We start from the raw sequence: 15,524 nt of genomic DNA on the forward strand, positions 1-15,524 counted from the left end.
GGCGCCGCAGCCCACACGGCGGGGGCTGGCCGATGAGCGAGTCCCTGTCGCCCTGGCTGCGCAAGCCTCTGGCCGAACTGCTGCGGCAGCGCGGCCATGCCTGGCTGCTCCAGGGGCCGTCGGGCCTGGGCCAGTACGAGCTGGGCCTGGCCCTGGCGGCCGCCTGGCTCTGCGAGCAGCCCGACGAACGAGGCGGGCAGGGCGCCTGCGGCCATTGCCCGAGCTGCCACGCCATCGCCGTGCGCACCCATGCCGATCTCTGCGTGCTGATGCCCGAGGTCGCGATGCAGGAGCTGGGCTGGCCGCTCGACGAGAAGAGCCAGGCGGACATCGACGACAAGAAGCGCAAGCCCAGCCGCGAGATCCGCGTCGAGGCGATGCGCGATGCGGTCGGCTTCGCCCAGCGCACCAGCGGGCGTGGGCGCGGCAAGGCGGTGCTGGTCTATCCGGCCGAGCGCATGAACACCATTACCGCCAACGCCTTGCTCAAGACGCTGGAGGAGCCGGTCGGGGACGTGCGATTCGTCCTGGCCAGCGAGGCCGCGTGGCAACTGCTGCCGACCATCCGCAGCCGCTGCCTTGGCTTCACCATGCCCTGGCCTGGTGACGAAGAGGCGCGCGAATGGCTGGTGGGGCAGGGCGTCCCGGCGGCCGATGCGGCCGCCCTGCTGCGCGCTGCCGGCGGCCGGCCCAGTGATGCACTGCGGCTTGCCGCCGCGGGCCAGTCGCCCAAGGCCTGGAGCCTTTTTCCGAAGGCCATGCAGCGCGGCGAAATCGGCGCGCTGGCGGAACATGCGCCGGCCCAGGCCATCGGCGCGCTGCAGAAGCTCTGCCACGACCTCATGGCCGTGGACACCGGCGCTGCACCGCGCTTCTTCGAAGCCGCCGACCTGCCGGCAGCACCGTCGAAGGCGGCGCTGGGCCGCTGGGCCCGGTCGCTCGCCAATGCGGCAAAAACCGCAGAACATCCCTTCAATGCCGGCCTGATGCTCGAAGCGCTTGTGAGCGAAGCGCGAAGCACCCTAAACTCCGCCAGCCGCCGCCCATGAACACAACAGCCTCTCCCATCCCCGCCGCGCCCGCCCGCCCCAGCGTCATCCAGCTGGCGATCAAGGAAAAGGGCGCGCTCTACGCAGCCTACATTCCGCTGTTCGCCGAGGGCGGCATCTTCATCCCGACCTCGCGCGAGTACCGCCTGGGCGACGACGTCTACGTGTTGCTCACGCTGCCCGAGGACCCGCAACGCTACCCGGTGGCCGGCAAGGTGGCGTGGATCACGCCGGCGCGCGCGGCCGGCAACCGGGCGCCGGGCGTCGGCATCCGTTTTCCGTCGGACGAGAAATCGCGCCAGCTGAAGGCGCGCATCGAAGAAGCGCTCGGCGGCACGCTGGCCTCCGACCGCCCGACCCAGACCATTTGAGTTCCGTCTGCACGACGCCGACCGCAGCCGCTGCGGTCGCGCCGCCGTTTCCTGAAGATTTGCGATGTTCACCGACTCCCATTGCCACCTGACTTTTCCCGAATTCGCCGGCCAAATGCAGCAGATCCGCGAGGCGATGGCCGCCGCGCAGGTCGACCGGGCGCTTTGCATCTGCACCACGCTGGAGGAATTCGCCGAGGTGCAGGCCCTCGCGGCTGCTTTTGACAACTTTTGGGCCAGCGTGGGCGTCCATCCGGACAACGAGGACATCGCCGAGCCCTCGGTGGACGATCTGGTGACGCGCTCGGCCTTGCCCAAGGTGGTGGCGATCGGAGAAACCGGGCTGGACTACTACCAGATGGAAGAGCGCAAGGGCGGTCGCAGCATCTCCGATATGGAGTGGCAGCGCGAGCGCTTCCGGGTGCATATCCGTGCTGCCCAGCAGGTGCGCAAGCCGCTGATCATCCATACCCGCGACGCTTCGGTCGACACGCTCGCGATCCTCAAGGAGGAGGGCGAGGATGGCTCGGCGGGCGCTGCCGGGGGCGTGTTCCATTGCTTCACCGAGACGGCCGAAGTCGCACGCGCCGCGCTGGACCTGGGTTTCTACATCTCGTTCTCGGGCATCCTGACCTTCAAGAAGGCGGCCGACCTGCGCGAGGTGGCCGCCTTCGTGCCGCTGGACCGCATGCTGATCGAGACCGACAGCCCTTATCTGGCGCCGGTGCCGTACCGGGGCAAGACCAACAACCCGTCCTATGTGCCTTTCGTGGCCAAGCAGATCGCGGAGCTGCGCAAGCTGCCGGTGGAGGCCATCGGCGAGGCGACCAGCCGGAACTTCGAGACCCTCTTCAAGGGGGTGAAGTCATGAAGAACTACTTTAAAACAATCATCTATCTCGCTGTTTTTGCAGCATCTTTTTCATCACAGGCCGGCTCGTACGAGGATTTCTTCCGGGCCGTTCGAAGCGACGACGCGAGCAGCATCCAGGCGCTCCTGAACCGCGGCTTCGATCCCAATACCGTGGACGAACAAGGCCAGGCGGGCCTCATGATCGCCATGCGCGAGCCATCGCCCAAGGTGATCCAGGTGCTGCTTGATTCACCCAAGACCAACGTCGAGGTGCGCAACGCCAAGGACGAGAGCCCGCTGATGCTGGCCGCGCTGAAGGGCCAGCAGGAGCTCGTCACGCGCCTGATCGCACGGGATGCCGACGTCAACAAGCCCGGCTGGGCGCCGCTGCATTACGCCGCGACCGGCGGGCACGTGGCGATCATGAAGCTGCTGCTGGAGAACTACGCCTTCATCGACGCGCAATCGCCCAACGGAACGACGCCACTGATGATGGCCGCGATGTACGGATCGGCGGCCGCGGTGCAGTTGCTGCTCGATGAAGGCGCCGATACGACGATGAAGAACCAGTTGGGGATGACGGCGCTGGATTTTGCGCAGCGCGGGAATCGGCCGGATGCGGTGCGGTTGTTGACCACGGCGGCCCAGGCGAACAAGCGGCCGAGCGATGGCAAGTGGTGACCGGGCTTGCCGGAGCTGTGCCGATTCAAGAACCCGAATCACCACCACCACCACGACAACAACAATGTGCATTATGTTAAGTCATCGGCGCAGCTGTCCGATTCTTGACAGTCGAGTGCCACGCCCGGCTCTACAGTGACGGGAGCCAAGGAGACAACCCCATGAACACAACCACCTCCTCCGAGATCCAGAAGCTCGTCTCCCCAGAAGAATGGCAGCTGCGCGTGGACCTCGCCGCTTGCTACCGCTTGGTTGCCCTCCATGGCTGGAGCGACCTGGTCTTCACGCACATCAGTGCGCGGGTCCCTGGGCCCGAGCACCATTTCCTGATCAATCCCTATGGCCTGATGTTCGACGAGATCACCGCCTCGAGCCTGATCAAGGTGGACCAGGACTGCAACAAGCTCATCACCTCGCCCCACCCCGTCAATCCCGCCGGCTTCGTGATCCACAGTGCGGTGCACGCAGCGCGGCCGGACATCCAGTGCGTGCTGCACACCCACACCCGCGCCGGCATTGCCGTGAGCGCCCAGAAGAACGGCGTGCTGCCGATCAGCCAGCAGTCGACCTTCGTGCTGGCCTCGCTGGCCTACCACGACTACGAAGGCGTAGCTTTCCGCGACGAGGAGAAGCCGCGCCTGCAGGCCGACATGGGCGAGGCCAACTTCCTGATGCTGCGCAACCACGGCCTGCTGACCGTCGGCAAGACCATCGCGGACGCTTTCCTCTCGATGTACACCTTCGAGAACGCCTGCCAGATCCAGATCGCCGCGCAGGCCGGCGGCGGCGAGCTCACGCATGTCGATCCGCGCATCGTCGAGGGTGTGGGCCATGCGCTGAAGGTTCAGACCGGCGGACTCGGCGGCGCCTTCGTGTGGCCGGCACTGATCCGCAAGCTGGATCGCATCGACGACAGCTACAAGAACTAGTCGACACCTACACCTGCGGCCCGAAAAAGCCGGTCCGCGAGAAAACGAAACCGGGGTTCGCGCCACCCCGTACTTACCCTCACCGCACTGACGGCGGATCGACAGCTTCGATTTTTACGATTTCTCCGAGGCCACCCGAAACGCGGGCGGCCCACGGCGCAGTTCGCGCACCACCAGGAGACATCGACCATGCAGATCACGGGCATGTTGCACGGCGCACGCCTGCTGCACTTCGTGGGCTTTCCCGCCACCGAGGTGCTGGGCCCCGCGGCCAGCGAAGAGGACATCAAGGCGCTCATCGACAAATACGGGCTCGTCTTCATCAAGCCGGTCTTCAAGGGCGGCATCGGCAAGAAGGGCAAGGCCGGCCTCCTGGGCCGTGCCAGCGACCTGAAGACCGCGCTGGCCGAAAAAGAGCGCCTCTACTTCGCCGAACACCAGGTCGGCCACGTCAAGGCCAAGGCCAACGGCGTAACCTTCGAAGCCGGCGTGCCCGCCAAGCACGAGGTCTACTTTTCGATCAGCGACTCCACGCGCTTCCGCGCGCCGACCATGACGCTCACGCACATGGGTGGCATGGACATCGAGGAGCTCGACAAAACCCAGGTCGCCACGGTCCCCTTCGATCCGCTCACCGGCCTCAAGGCTTTCGTGGTGGCCAATGCGCTGACCGAGATCGGCGCGCCCAAGGAAATCATCTCGCCCCTGGTGCAGCAGTTGCCCAAGCTGTGGGAGCTGTTCCACGACTTCGGCATGACCACGCTGGAACTCAACCCGATCCGCATGCGCGAGGACAAGAAGGGCCGGCTCACGCCGGTGGCCTGCGACTTCAAGTGCGGCTTCGACCGCGACGACCCGCGCTGGCTGCGCCTGGGCCTGCCGCCACACCTGTTCGCGGCCGACTACTCCGACTTCGAGCAGGAGATCAACACCCTGCGCACCCACCAGGGCCAGAGCGACGTCTACGTGATCAACGACAAGGGCACGGTGCTCGCCCCCACCTTCGGCGGCGGTGCCAACTCGCTGGTGACCGAGATGCTGGGCGACGACGCCATCATCAGCTCCGACTTCGGGGGCAATCCGCCCTACGAGAAGATGAAGGAGGTGGCGCGCATCTGCTTCAAGCACTGGCTCAAGCAGGCCAACGTGCTCTTCATCATCGGCGGCAAGAGCAACAACACCGACATTTTCGAGACCCTGCGCGCAATGGCCGACGCGCTGCGCGAGCACTTCAGCCAGCACGGGCGCACGCCGCTCTACGTGGTGGTGGGCCGCGGCGGGCCGAACCTGGTGCGCGGCATGGGCGCCCTGCGCGACACCTGCGATGCGCTGGGCCTGCCCTACCGGCTCTTCGGCTTCGACTCCGACATGAGCGAAGTGATCCAGTTCGCCCGCAAGGTCAACGCGTGGATGAAAGACGGCGGACGCGAGCAGGTCGCCGCGCGCCTCGGCATCCAGGCCCCATCGGCCGCTTGAAAGGGAGCAAAGAATCATGCAATCCAGCTGGCAGAAAACAGGCGTGGGCGACTTCAAGTACCACGTCGGCATCAGCTCGCTCACGCAGGTCGCCTCGCGCGAGGACCGCGTCTGCGTGCTCAACATCCTGGGCGGCGAATCGAGCGAGGTCACGCCCGTGAGCCACGCCTACTCGGGTGGCAACGTGGTCTTCGGCACTGCGCCCGGCAAGGGCGGCGCGGTGCTGGAGACGCCCATCGGCGACATCCCGGTGTTCAACAACGTGCGCGACGGACTGGCCGCGGGCCACCGCTTCAACTGCGGCGTGGTGTACCTGCCGCCGTCGGCGGCGCGCGACGGCGTGGCCGAACTGATCCGCGTGAATCCGGAGCTGCGCAAGATCTTCATCATCACCGAGAAGATCGCCGTGCACGACGCGCGCGAGATCCGCGCCATGGGCCAGCAGAACGGCATCGACATCTTCGGCGCCAACGGCCTGGGCGTGGCCGACTCGTGGAACCAGGTGCGCATCGGCGGCGCCCTGGGCGGCGACAAGCCAGGCGATTCGCTGCGGCCGGGCTCGATCGCGATCTTCTCCAATTCGGGCGGCTTCTCGACCACCATCGCGCAGTACCTGCGCATGGCGGGCTGGGGCACCACCACCGTGATCTCCTCGGGCAAGGACGTCTACATCCACTATGCCGCGCCCGAATTCGCCTTCGCGCTCGCCAACGATGCGCGCAGCAAGGCCGCAGTGCTGTACTGCGAGCCCGGTGGCTACTACGAGCTCGACGCCAAGTTCAACAAGCCGGTGGTGGCCTGCGTGGTGGGCCGCTGGAAGAGCAAGCTCACGCGCGCGGTCGGCCATGCCGGCGCGATGGCCGGCGGCTCTGATGACGCACTGGCCAAGGAACGCTGGTTCATGGAGAAGTTCGGCGTCGACGGCATCTTCACGCCCGACAGCCCGGTGTTCTCGGCCAAGGGCGCGCTGGTCACCAACATCGCTCATATCCCGGCCGCGCTGACGGCGGTGATGCGTGCCAACGCCACCCTCCCCGACTTCGCGCCCGAGGGCACGCTGGCGCTCAAGCCCTGGTTCGGTTCCGACGAGGGCCTGGACTTGCCGGAAGCCTTGCGGCCACCCGTGGTGCAGGCGCTGGCCCCCTACGGCGAGCAGGTGGCGCTGCTCAACACCCAGATCGGCGGCGTGGTGCCGCGCCAGACGATGAAGGACGCCTCCGGCGCCTCGCAGATGGACGCGAAAACGCAGGTCAGCAGCCTGCACGGCACCAGCATGCTGGACGCGGCCACGCTCTCTCTGGAATCGAACGTCGCATTGGCGCTGCTGCACGATGCCGGCGGCGACAACGATCGCAAGCTGATCGCGCCTGCGGTCGCGGCCCACGTCAACCTGCACGGCCGCCCCGAGCTGGCGGCGGCGCAGGCCAGCCGCGAAGCCGGCAACGCGCCCAATTCGGTGCTCGCCGCGGCAGCCGCCATCGTCGGACCCAAGCGCCAGCAAGCGGCGCGCGAGGCCCTGGGCTTCATGCTCGAGCGCTTCCATGCGGCGGGCCTGGGCAACGAGTTCGGAGCCTCGCTCAGCGACAGCTTCGACATCGCGCAAATCGACGCCAAGGGCGCGCCCGCGCTCACGACCGACACGCCCGACGCCCGTGCCCAGGCGCTGCTGGCCGGCGTGCAGGCCCGCGGCGGCCGCTCCGTGTTCCTGCGCTGGCTTCAGAGTCTCCCCGGTCATCCGACCGAGGCGGCCGTGCTCGCCGCGGTCTCGGCCACCCTGGCCTGGGGGCCGCTGTCGCGCAAGCGCATCTCGCTGCTCACGGCACAGAACTTCCCGTGGTGGCTGCAGCTCTTCGGCACGCTGATCGGTGCCTCGGCCGATGCCGCGCGGCACTCGCCCGAGGGCTTTTGCGGCATCGCGCAGCAGCAGATGATCGAGAGCGCAAGCCTGGGCGAGATCGCCTTCGCCGCCCTCCTCGGCCGTGCGCCGGGCGAGAACGACCTCTTCGCCTTCCAGACCCTGGTCGGGCTGCTGCTGACCAACGGGCCCGGCGCCATCTCGGCCCAGGGCGCCAAGGGCGCGGTCTCGGCGGACGGCCCCGAGCAGCCCGAGCGGGTGCAGCTCAACAAGGCGCTGGTCGGCTTCCTCACCCACACCGGCTATGCGCACGGCGGCAACGGCTACGAGGGCATCGCCTACCTGATCGAGCAGTTCAAGGGCAGCGGGCTCGACGATCCGGGTGCCCCGGACCACGGCGTGGATCTCAAGGCGCTCGCCGCGAAGGCGGTCGACCAGTACGCGCAGTACAAGACCCGCAAGAAGAGCGCAGGCAGCCTGGACATCGCCAAGCTGCCGGGCGTGAACCACCCGGTCTTCAAGGACAAGCCGGTCAACCTCGACCCGCGGGAGGTCTTCATCGCGAAGCTGCGCGAATCGCGCGGCGACCACAACGTGTTTCACGACTTCTACCGTGCGCTGGTGCAGCAGCTCTTCGATGCCGGCGTCTCGCGCAACGTCTACTGCGTGAACGTGGATGCGGTGATCGCCGCCCTGCTGCTCAAGATGCTGTGGAAGCCGCTGCAGTCCGGCGAGATCGGCGAGCGCGATCTCGAGACCGCGGCGTTCACGATCTTCCTCTACCCGCGCATGCTGGGCTGCGCCGCCGAGATCGACGACCACCTCAACCGCGGCCGCAACATGGACACGCGCACGGTCGCATCGCTCTGCAAGTTCGTCGCCTGACTTGCCACGAATTCAGCTGCTGGTCAGGGTGCCGCAAGCACGCCTGAGATAGGGTCTGCGGACCCTGGCCCTTTCCTTTCTCCGCCAAAACCTCATACACCACTGGAGATCCCCCATGAGTTCAGCCATCCTGGCCGACGGCGCACCCGCGTCTGCGCCAAGCTCCAAGCTCGGCGCCGTCTTGCGCGTCACGAGCGGCAACTTCCTCGAGCAGTTCGACTTCTTCCTCTTCGGCTTCTACGCGACCTCGATCGCCCACGCCTTCTTTCCCACGAGCAGCGACTTCGCCTCGCTGATGCTGACCTTTGCCGTCTTCGGCGCCGGCTTCCTGATGCGGCCGCTGGGCGCCGTCGTGCTCGGCGCCTACATCGACGAGGTCGGCCGCCGCAAGGGCCTGATCGTCACGCTCTCGATCATGGCCAGCGGGACGGTGCTGATCGCCTTCGTGCCTGGCTACGCCGCGATCGGCCTGCTCGCGCCCGCGCTGGTGCTGCTCGGGCGGTTGCTGCAGGGCTTCTCTGCCGGCGCCGAGCTGGGCGGCGTCTCGGTCTACCTGTCGGAGATGGCCACGCCCGGCCACAAGGGCTTCTACACGGCCTGGCAGTCGGCCAGCCAGCAAGTGGCGATCGTGCTGGCCGCGGCGCTGGGCTTCGCGCTCAACGAGCTGTTGACGCCCGAGGCCCTGGGCGCCTGGGGCTGGCGCATCCCCTTCTTCGTCGGCTGCATGATCATTCCCTGCATCTTCCTGCTGCGCCGCTCCCTGCAGGAGACCGAGGCCTTCCGCGCCCGGGCGCACCATCCGACCACGCGCGAGGTGGCCGCGTCGATGCGGCAGAACTGGCGCATCGTGCTGGCCGGCATGCTCCTGGTGGCGATGACCACCGCCACCTTCTACCTGATCACCGTCTACACGCCCACTTTCGGCCGCACCGTGCTGCACCTGAGCGCGAAGGACAGCCTGGTCGTCACGCTGCTGGTCGCCGTCTCCAACTTCATCTGGCTGCCGGTGGGCGGCGCGCTCTCCGACCGCATCGGCCGCAAGCCCCTGCTGATCGCCATGACCGTGCTGGCCATCCTCACGGCCTACCCCGCGATGTCGTGGCTGGCCGCGGCGCCCAGCTTCGGCCGCATGCTGGACGTGCTGCTCTGGTTCTCCTTCCTCTTCGGCATGTACAACGGCGCGATGGTGGTCGCACTCACCGAGGTGATGCCGGTGCAGGTGCGCGTGGTGGGCTTCTCGCTGGCCTACAGCTTGGCCACGGCGCTCTTCGGCGGCTTCACGCCGGCGGTGTCGACCTGGCTGATCGAGGCCACGGCGGACAAGGCGGCGCCGGCGTACTGGATCAGCATCGCGGCGCTGTGCGGGCTGGTGGCGACGCTAGCGCTGTACCGGCGGAGGACGGTGGCGCAGATCTCCTGAATTCGGCAGCTTGTAGAGCTTTTTTCTTACGCGCAACGTCTTGCGGGCGGGTTAAAAAATGTGTCATGCCCAGACTGTTGATCGAAGGACCCAACGGACGCGCCGACCTCGTGGCGCTGAAGCTGCCGCGAACGACCGTAGGACGTGCGCCGTCCAATGACCTGGTCCTCGACGATGCGCGTGCCAGCCGTTTCCACGCGGTGATCGATGCAGAGGGCCCCTTCTTCATCATCAAGGACCTCTGGAGCAAGAACGGGCTGTACCACAACGGCAAGAAGGTGCATGCCAGGGCACTGGCCAGCGGGGACGCCTTCACCATCGGCGAGTGCCACATCCGTCTCATTGCCGAGGAGGACTACGTCGAAGTGGTGGTCGAGTCGCTGCCCGCTCCTGCAGACCTTCGGGCAGACCTGATCGCAACGACCGGCCGAGGCCTGCTGACGCCTTGATCCGGCGCGGCTCTCGATCCGGCATGGCGACCCTTGCGATCGGCCGCCCTCCGGCGCAAACTGCCTGCTCGGCCTGGGCCCGTCGGACCGGGCCGGCAACTTCGCACAAGGAGATGCCATGTCCCTCCCCTCGCATCTGACCAGCTATCTCGACCAGCGCGGCGCCCGGTACGAGATCTGCACGCATGAGCACAGCCGCAGCAGCGCGGAGACGGCGCGCAGCGCCCATGTTCCCGCAAGCCAGCTGGCCAAATCGGTCATCCTCCAGGACGACGACGGCTGCGTGATGGCCGTCCTGCCCGCCGACCGGGTCCTCATGGTGGGCGAGTTCTCCCGCCTCGCCGGCCGCTACCGGCTGCGCCTGGCCGACGAGGATCGCATTGCCGCACTGTTCGAGGACTGCGAACGCGGCGCGGTGCCACCGGTCGGCATGGCCTGGGGCATCCCGACCCTCGTCGACGACGAGCTCGAAAGCAACGAAGTGGTCTACATGGAGGTCGGCGACCACGCGCAGCTGCTGCGGATGACGCACGATCAGTTCCACGAGCTGATGCGCGCCCAGCCGCACGGGAGCTTCAGCAAGTCGCCGATGCATTGAGGACTGCCGCGGCCGGCCGCGCGGTCATGGTCACGGCGACCTTCCGCTTCTACGAGGAGCTGAACGACTTCCTGGCGCCAGAGCGGCGCAGGCGCGCGTTCACCTGCCCCTGCGCGCGCCGGGCCACCACCAAGCACATGATCGAGGCGCTCGGCGTGCCCCATACCGAGGTCGAGCTGGTCCTGCTCAACGGCGAATCGGTCGACTTCGGCGCCGTGCTGCGGGAAGGCGACCGCGTGGCCGTCTACCCGAAATTCGAAGCGCTCGACATCACGCCGCTGCTGCGCGTTCGCGTCCAGGCCTTGCGCCGCACGCGCTTCGTCGCCGATGCCCACCTCGGCGGCCTCGCCCGGCTGCTGCGCATGACCGGCTTCGACACCCTGTACGACAACCATTTCCAGGACGACGAGATCGAGCGCATCGCCGGCGCGCAGGAACGCATCGTGCTCACGCGGGACCGCGAGCTGCTCAAGCGCCGTGGAATCACCCACGGCTGCTACGTGCACGCCCTGCATTCGGCGCAGCAGTTGCGCGAGATCTTCGACCGGCTCGACCTGGCGCGCAGCGCTCGGCCCTTCACGCTCTGCCTGAACTGCAACGCACCCTTGCGCGGGATCGACAAGGCACAGGTCGCCGCTGCGTTGCCGCCGTCGGTGCGCGAGCGCTACCAGCGCTTCAGCACCTGCGATGTGTGCCGGGGCGTGTTCTGGGAAGGCTCGCACTGGGAGCGCATGCGGGCCCTGGTGGATGGACTGTGCGAATCGCCGCAAGCCTTGGTCACAAAGCTTTCACCGCAAGGTCCGATTCCCGTCGAATCGCGGTGAACAACGTCGGTCCGCGCGCGTGTAGGCATTTGGACCTCATGCTCGCGTCGTTCACGAGCGCTGCAAATCATCGGCGCATGTTGTGACCTGAAGATGGCAACGCCCAATCGCCCCACTCGCTCGCGGAGATTGCCGTCGACGTCAGTTGCAGGTGGCGAGCCTTCCTAGAATTCCCGTCAACCCTCCGCGTCCATCTGCCCTCGTCCACCCCTCGGATCCTCATGCACGAGATCGACTTGCCCGCCCAGACGGCGGCAGTTCGCAGTGTTCTTGCCAAGCACGGGATCCGTCCTGCGCTGGCCCTGCTCAACGACCGTACACCGTACCGGTACACGGCCATCTTCAAGCTGAGCGGCGAGACCATGGAAGCCGTGCATGTCTTCGATCGCGGCTCCGAATACCGCAGCTGGCTCAAGGCCGTGCCGATGGACAAGGGCTTTTGCGAGTTCGCCATTCGCGAGGGCGAGTTCGCGTCCCGCCATGCCTCCGGGGACCTGGGTCAGTTGAGCCCTTACGCCGGCCTCGTCGAGTCCTACTACGGCCGCATGCTGAGGCGCGGGGACGGGACGCTCTACGGCAGCTTCATCCACTTCGACGTGGAGCCGCGCAGCATCGCCGAAGAGGAAGCCGCCTTCCTGCAGGACGTGATTCCCCTTTTCCTCGACTACCTCGACTGAACGCGCGGGGTCGCGCCTAGAAGGTGTGCCGCATGCCGAACTCGGTGCCCTTCGAGGACCCGTTCGGCGTCGTGATCGAACCGGCGAGCGACTGCGTGGCGCCATTGCGGTTGCGCAGGTAGGCGACGGTGCCGTAGAGCGCCGTGCGCTTCGAGAGGTTGTAGACATAGCCCAGCGCCAGCTTGGACGTCGTCGGCTCCGGCACGTTGCCCACGGGCTCGCGCTTGTAGCGCGCATACGAGGCCTTGATCTCGCCCACGCCGACCGGGAGGATGAAGCCCAGCAGAGCGCCCTTGCCATCGACCGCGCCCAACGATTCGCTGTAGACCTCCCCCATCAGCTTGAGCCCCATCCACTGCTCGAAGGTATAGGAAGCGCCAATGTTCGACACCCGCAGGTCGCCCGTCGCGTAGCGGGTCTTGCCGGTGGCGAGCGTCACGTTGAAGGGCCCGCTGAGATAGCCCACGCGAATCCCCGCGTAGTCGCCGTCGTCCCTGTTCGAGCGCAGCGTGCCCGGCAGCAGGGAGCGGTTGTCGTTCTCGCCCATCGCATACATCACCTGCCCGTAGAAGCCGCCCAGGTTCGGCGGCAGGAAGTAGCCGATGCTGTTCGACGCGCGCGTACCCGTCGGCGCCGTGAGGCCGCCCAGGCCCGAGAAATACAGCTGGTTCGCGCCGATGCCGCCCCCGGTGCCGAAGGGGTCGTAGAGCGCCGTGTTCCAGAAGGTCGGCGTGTAGTCGCGCCCCAGCCGCAGCTCGCCGAAACCGCCGGAGAAGCTCACCGTGGAGCGCCGGTTGAAGGTCAGCAGGCCGGGAGCGGTCGCGCCGCTGGCCTGGTTGTTGCTGTTCGTGCTGAAGCCGGTGCCGTTGTCGTTCTGCAGCCCGGCCTCGAGCCAGAAGCCCGCGGCCAGGCCGCCACCGAGGTCTTCGGTGCCGCGAAAGCCCAGGCGGCTGAAGGTGTTGCCGCTGTTGGTCAGCTGCCACTTGCTGGAAGAGCCGAAGCCCGACCCGGTGGTGTAGGTGACGGCGGCATCGACGACGCCGAAAACCTGCACGGAAGACGATTGCGCGCAGGCGCCGGCCGCAGCCGCGCATGCGGCCGCGGCCACAAGAGACTTTTTCATTGAATTTTTCGAGAGAGGGAGTTGGGAAAGCAGATGACCCGTGGGCTGTTGCGGTCCACTAGATGTCCAGCACCAGCGGCCCACGCCTGCACTGCGAGACGCAGATCATCATGGTCTTGTTGGCGGCACGTTCGGCCTTGGTGAGGATGCCGTCGCGGTGCTCGATTTCGCCGGCCGAGACGATCTTCGTCTCGCAGGCGCCGCACACGCCTTCCTTGCAGCTGTGGTCGGGGTTGAGGCCGGCGTCGATCAGGCTGTCGAGGATGGACTTGCCCGGCGGCACTTCCACGCTCTTGCCGCTCTTCGCGCACTCGACCACGTAGGCCTCGGTCGCCGTGGGCACCTCCACGTGGGCGGCAGCGAAGCGCTCGACGTGCGCATTCGCGTAGCCCAGCTGCTCGCAGGTCTTCTCGAAGGCATCGAGCATGGGCGCCGGACCGCAGCAATAGAAATGGCTGCCCGCGCTCTTGCCGGCCAGCATCGCCGCGAGATCGGGCGGCGCGCCCTTGTCGGCATCGAAATGCCAGGTCAGCGCGACCTGGTTCTCGCGCGCCAGCGCTTCGATCGCGTCGCAGAAGGCGGCCTCCTTGCGGGTGCGCGCGCAGTAGATCATCTCCACCGGCTTGCCGATGGCGACCAGCCGCTGCAGCATGCACCAGATGGGCGTCACGCCGATGCCGCCGGCCACCAGCACCGAGCGCTCGGCGCCCTCCTCCAGGTGGAAGTTGTTGCGCGGCGCCGAGATCGGCAGCGTCATGCCCACGCGCAACTGCTGGTGCACGTAGCGCGAGCCGCCGCGGCTCTTGCGGTCGTTCGCCACGCCGACCACGTAGCGCTGGCGGTCGCTGGCCGGATTGCACAGCGAATAGCTGCGCACCAGCCCGTTGGGCAGATGCAGGTCGATGTGCGAGCCGGCCTCGAAGGCGGGGAAGTCCACGTCGGGCGAAGCCGGGCGGAATTCGACGCTGACGATGCCCTCGGCCTCGTAGCGCATGGTGTGCACGAGCGCGTTGAGCGTGGGGGAAGACATGGGCGTGGACCTCGAAAAAAACCGTGAGAGACGTCAGGCCGCGGCCTGCTCCAGCTGCGCCTGTGCCAGGTTGCGCATGTGGCGGCGCAGGCGCACGATGCCCAGGTCGTGCTGGTACAGGTTCTCGTGCTGGTTGGCATCGGGCTCCATGTCCTCCAGCATCACGCGGTCCTGCTCCAGCACGTGCCAGTGGCGCGCTTCCAGCCGGTTCTTGTAGAGGAAGCGCCAGGTGTCGCGCTCCCAGCCCGGCGCCAGCTTGCGCACGCGCCAGAAGAAGGTCGCGGTCATGCCTTTCGACATGGGCGCGAAGGCGCCGACGATGATGAAGTTGCCGCCGGGGCCTCCGGTGCGCGGGTACGGGATCTCCAGCCGCATCCAGTGCATGCCCGTGTCGGCCCATTCGGTCCAGTCGAAGTTGACGTTGCGCTGGCCTTCCTTCTCGAACACGAAGCCGTGGTCGGTCGCACGGATGCCGAACTTCGCCTGCGATTCGCCTTCGGCCATCGAGTGCGACTGCTTGTGCAGGAAGGTCCCGTGCATCGGGTCCATCACGTTGTCCAGCACGTAGCGGTAATCGCCCTTCCATTCGGTGTAGCAGAGGAAGGACGCGTACTGCGCGTCGTCCGTGAGCTGCTCCGGCAGCACCAGCGGCGGCGGCACGTCGACCGATTCCTTCGAGTTGTAGAGGAACACCGCGCCGGCGCGCTCTTCGACGTGGAAGTGACGCGTGGCCTGCGAGCCCTCGAGCTTGCATCCCGGGCTGCCGGGCACGCGCGTCACCACCCCGTCATGGCGCACCTCCACGCCGTGGTAAGGGCAGGACAGGCGGTCGCCCAGGATCACGCCCTGCGACAGCGGCGCGCCGCGGTGCGGGCAGCGGTCCTCCAGGGCATGCAGCTTGCCTTCGCCGTCGCGCCACAGCGCGAGCTTGCGGCCCAGGCGGCGCAGCGAAATGGGGTTCTCGCCGATGAAATGCGAGGGGCAGATCGGATACCAGAGGTCCTTCAGCCCGATCTCGAGCAGCTGGTCCACCGGGTCCTGGGCGACGGGTTGGATGGCGATGGTGTTCATGGTGTGTTCTCCTCAGGCGCCGAGCTTGGCCATTTCCCGGCGGTACAGGTCCTCGGTCCAGCGCTGGCCGCCGGGCGTGGCCAGGCCGCTGTCGTTGAGCCGTTCGACCAGGCCGGCGAGGTCGTGGACGCCATCGCCGAAGGCGCGCTCGATCGCGTCGCCGAGCAGGTCTTCGTAGGTGGTGGCGGGGCGCTGGCGCGCCTGGTGGGGTTGCAGGTAGCGGTCTGGTTGCAT

At 67.2% G+C, this 15,524-nt stretch carries 16 protein-coding genes; 12 read left to right on the forward strand and 4 right to left on the reverse strand.

Annotation, left to right across the window (positions count from 1 at the left end):
• The first annotated feature begins 32 nt into the window (after positions 1 to 32).
• The 12 genes from AC3A6Y_RS11985 (at position 33) to AC3A6Y_RS12040 (ending at position 12,066) form a co-directional block, all read left to right on the forward strand.
• Positions 33 to 1,049 carry a DNA polymerase III subunit delta' gene (locus AC3A6Y_RS11985; protein WP_487868445.1) on the forward strand — a complete coding sequence of 339 codons (1,017 nt, stop codon included), beginning with the start codon at positions 33 to 35 and terminating at the stop codon, positions 1,047 to 1,049.
• Positions 1,046 to 1,420 (forward strand): PilZ domain-containing protein, encoded by a 375-nt coding sequence (locus tag AC3A6Y_RS11990; protein WP_487868446.1) that lies wholly within the window; start codon positions 1,046 to 1,048, stop codon positions 1,418 to 1,420. Before AC3A6Y_RS11985 ends, AC3A6Y_RS11990 begins: the two co-directional genes overlap by 4 nt.
• A gap of 64 nt (positions 1,421 to 1,484) precedes the next feature.
• Complete coding sequence (locus tag AC3A6Y_RS11995) at positions 1,485 to 2,291, forward strand: TatD family hydrolase (RefSeq protein WP_487868447.1); 807 nt, start codon at positions 1,485 to 1,487, stop codon at positions 2,289 to 2,291.
• A complete protein-coding gene (locus AC3A6Y_RS12000; RefSeq protein WP_487868448.1) occupies positions 2,288 to 2,953 on the forward strand; it encodes an ankyrin repeat domain-containing protein in 666 nt (221 codons plus the stop codon). The genes AC3A6Y_RS11995 and AC3A6Y_RS12000 overlap by 4 nt, the downstream gene beginning before the upstream one ends.
• A gap of 161 nt (positions 2,954 to 3,114) precedes the next feature.
• On the forward strand, positions 3,115 to 3,882 hold the full coding sequence (locus AC3A6Y_RS12005; RefSeq protein ID WP_487868449.1) for a class II aldolase/adducin family protein: 768 nt from the start codon (positions 3,115 to 3,117) through the stop codon (positions 3,880 to 3,882).
• A 189-nt stretch (positions 3,883 to 4,071) separates the two neighbouring features.
• Positions 4,072 to 5,358, forward strand: a complete 1,287-nt coding sequence (locus AC3A6Y_RS12010) for an ATP citrate lyase citrate-binding domain-containing protein (protein ID WP_487868450.1) — start codon at positions 4,072 to 4,074, stop codon at positions 5,356 to 5,358.
• Between the two features lie 16 nt (positions 5,359 to 5,374).
• Entirely contained in the window at positions 5,375 to 8,098 is a 2,724-nt protein-coding gene (locus AC3A6Y_RS12015) for a CoA-binding protein (RefSeq protein WP_487868451.1), read from the forward strand.
• 115 nt (positions 8,099 to 8,213) lie between these two features.
• On the forward strand, positions 8,214 to 9,518 hold the full coding sequence (gene tcuC / locus AC3A6Y_RS12020) for a tricarballylate/proton symporter TcuC (RefSeq protein WP_487868452.1): 1,305 nt from the start codon (positions 8,214 to 8,216) through the stop codon (positions 9,516 to 9,518).
• Between the two features lie 65 nt (positions 9,519 to 9,583).
• Complete coding sequence (locus tag AC3A6Y_RS12025; RefSeq protein ID WP_487868453.1) at positions 9,584 to 9,967, forward strand: FHA domain-containing protein; 384 nt, start codon at positions 9,584 to 9,586, stop codon at positions 9,965 to 9,967.
• Between the two features lie 118 nt (positions 9,968 to 10,085).
• Entirely contained in the window at positions 10,086 to 10,565 is a 480-nt protein-coding gene (locus AC3A6Y_RS12030; RefSeq protein WP_487868454.1) for an aminoacyl-tRNA deacylase, read from the forward strand.
• A gap of 26 nt (positions 10,566 to 10,591) precedes the next feature.
• Positions 10,592 to 11,389, forward strand: a complete 798-nt coding sequence (locus AC3A6Y_RS12035; RefSeq protein ID WP_487868455.1) for a Mut7-C RNAse domain-containing protein — start codon at positions 10,592 to 10,594, stop codon at positions 11,387 to 11,389.
• A 221-nt stretch (positions 11,390 to 11,610) separates the two neighbouring features.
• Positions 11,611 to 12,066 carry a hypothetical protein gene (locus AC3A6Y_RS12040; protein ID WP_487868456.1) on the forward strand — a complete coding sequence of 152 codons (456 nt, stop codon included), beginning with the start codon at positions 11,611 to 11,613 and terminating at the stop codon, positions 12,064 to 12,066.
• A gap of 16 nt (positions 12,067 to 12,082) precedes the next feature.
• Here AC3A6Y_RS12040 and AC3A6Y_RS12045 read toward each other — a convergent pair whose 3' ends face one another.
• The 4 genes from AC3A6Y_RS12045 to AC3A6Y_RS12060 are packed head-to-tail and all read right to left on the reverse strand — an operon-like array spanning position 12,083 to position 15,524.
• Complete coding sequence (locus AC3A6Y_RS12045; protein WP_487868457.1) at positions 12,083 to 13,189, reverse strand: porin; 1,107 nt, start codon at positions 13,187 to 13,189, stop codon at positions 12,083 to 12,085.
• 58 nt (positions 13,190 to 13,247) lie between these two features.
• A complete protein-coding gene (locus AC3A6Y_RS12050) occupies positions 13,248 to 14,219 on the reverse strand; it encodes a PDR/VanB family oxidoreductase (protein WP_487868458.1) in 972 nt (323 codons plus the stop codon).
• A gap of 33 nt (positions 14,220 to 14,252) precedes the next feature.
• Positions 14,253 to 15,290 carry a Rieske 2Fe-2S domain-containing protein gene (locus AC3A6Y_RS12055; RefSeq protein WP_487868459.1) on the reverse strand — a complete coding sequence of 346 codons (1,038 nt, stop codon included), beginning with the start codon at positions 15,288 to 15,290 and terminating at the stop codon, positions 14,253 to 14,255.
• 12 nt (positions 15,291 to 15,302) lie between these two features.
• Positions 15,303 to 15,524 (reverse strand): recombinase-like helix-turn-helix domain-containing protein, encoded by a 222-nt coding sequence (locus AC3A6Y_RS12060; protein ID WP_487868460.1) that lies wholly within the window; start codon positions 15,522 to 15,524, stop codon positions 15,303 to 15,305.

The sequence above is a fragment of the Variovorax sp. Soil_C_17 genome, from assembly GCF_057657265.1.

What these genes read in the sequence shown, in the direction of transcription:
- AC3A6Y_RS12045 (WP_487868457.1), bottom strand. Translation starts at nt 13,189, where the DNA reads ATGAAAAAGTCTCTTGTGGCCGCGGCCGCATGCGCGGCTGCGGCCGGC.
- tcuC (WP_487868452.1), top strand. Translation starts at nt 8,214, where the DNA reads ATGAGTTCAGCCATCCTGGCCGACGGCGCACCCGCGTCTGCGCCAAGC.
- AC3A6Y_RS12035 (WP_487868455.1), top strand. Translation starts at nt 10,592, where the DNA reads ATGGTCACGGCGACCTTCCGCTTCTACGAGGAGCTGAACGACTTCCTG.
- AC3A6Y_RS12000 (WP_487868448.1), top strand. Translation starts at nt 2,288, where the DNA reads ATGAAGAACTACTTTAAAACAATCATCTATCTCGCTGTTTTTGCAGCA.
- AC3A6Y_RS11985 (WP_487868445.1), top strand. Translation starts at nt 33, where the DNA reads ATGAGCGAGTCCCTGTCGCCCTGGCTGCGCAAGCCTCTGGCCGAACTG.
- AC3A6Y_RS11990 (WP_487868446.1), top strand. Translation starts at nt 1,046, where the DNA reads ATGAACACAACAGCCTCTCCCATCCCCGCCGCGCCCGCCCGCCCCAGC.
- AC3A6Y_RS12015 (WP_487868451.1), top strand. Translation starts at nt 5,375, where the DNA reads ATGCAATCCAGCTGGCAGAAAACAGGCGTGGGCGACTTCAAGTACCAC.
- AC3A6Y_RS12005 (WP_487868449.1), top strand. Translation starts at nt 3,115, where the DNA reads ATGAACACAACCACCTCCTCCGAGATCCAGAAGCTCGTCTCCCCAGAA.
- AC3A6Y_RS12060 (WP_487868460.1), bottom strand. Translation starts at nt 15,524, where the DNA reads ATGCAACCAGACCGCTACCTGCAACCCCACCAGGCGCGCCAGCGCCCC.
- AC3A6Y_RS12030 (WP_487868454.1), top strand. Translation starts at nt 10,086, where the DNA reads ATGTCCCTCCCCTCGCATCTGACCAGCTATCTCGACCAGCGCGGCGCC.
- AC3A6Y_RS11995 (WP_487868447.1), top strand. Translation starts at nt 1,485, where the DNA reads ATGTTCACCGACTCCCATTGCCACCTGACTTTTCCCGAATTCGCCGGC.
- AC3A6Y_RS12040 (WP_487868456.1), top strand. Translation starts at nt 11,611, where the DNA reads ATGCACGAGATCGACTTGCCCGCCCAGACGGCGGCAGTTCGCAGTGTT.
- AC3A6Y_RS12055 (WP_487868459.1), bottom strand. Translation starts at nt 15,290, where the DNA reads ATGAACACCATCGCCATCCAACCCGTCGCCCAGGACCCGGTGGACCAG.
- AC3A6Y_RS12050 (WP_487868458.1), bottom strand. Translation starts at nt 14,219, where the DNA reads ATGTCTTCCCCCACGCTCAACGCGCTCGTGCACACCATGCGCTACGAG.
- AC3A6Y_RS12025 (WP_487868453.1), top strand. Translation starts at nt 9,584, where the DNA reads ATGCCCAGACTGTTGATCGAAGGACCCAACGGACGCGCCGACCTCGTG.
- AC3A6Y_RS12010 (WP_487868450.1), top strand. Translation starts at nt 4,072, where the DNA reads ATGCAGATCACGGGCATGTTGCACGGCGCACGCCTGCTGCACTTCGTG.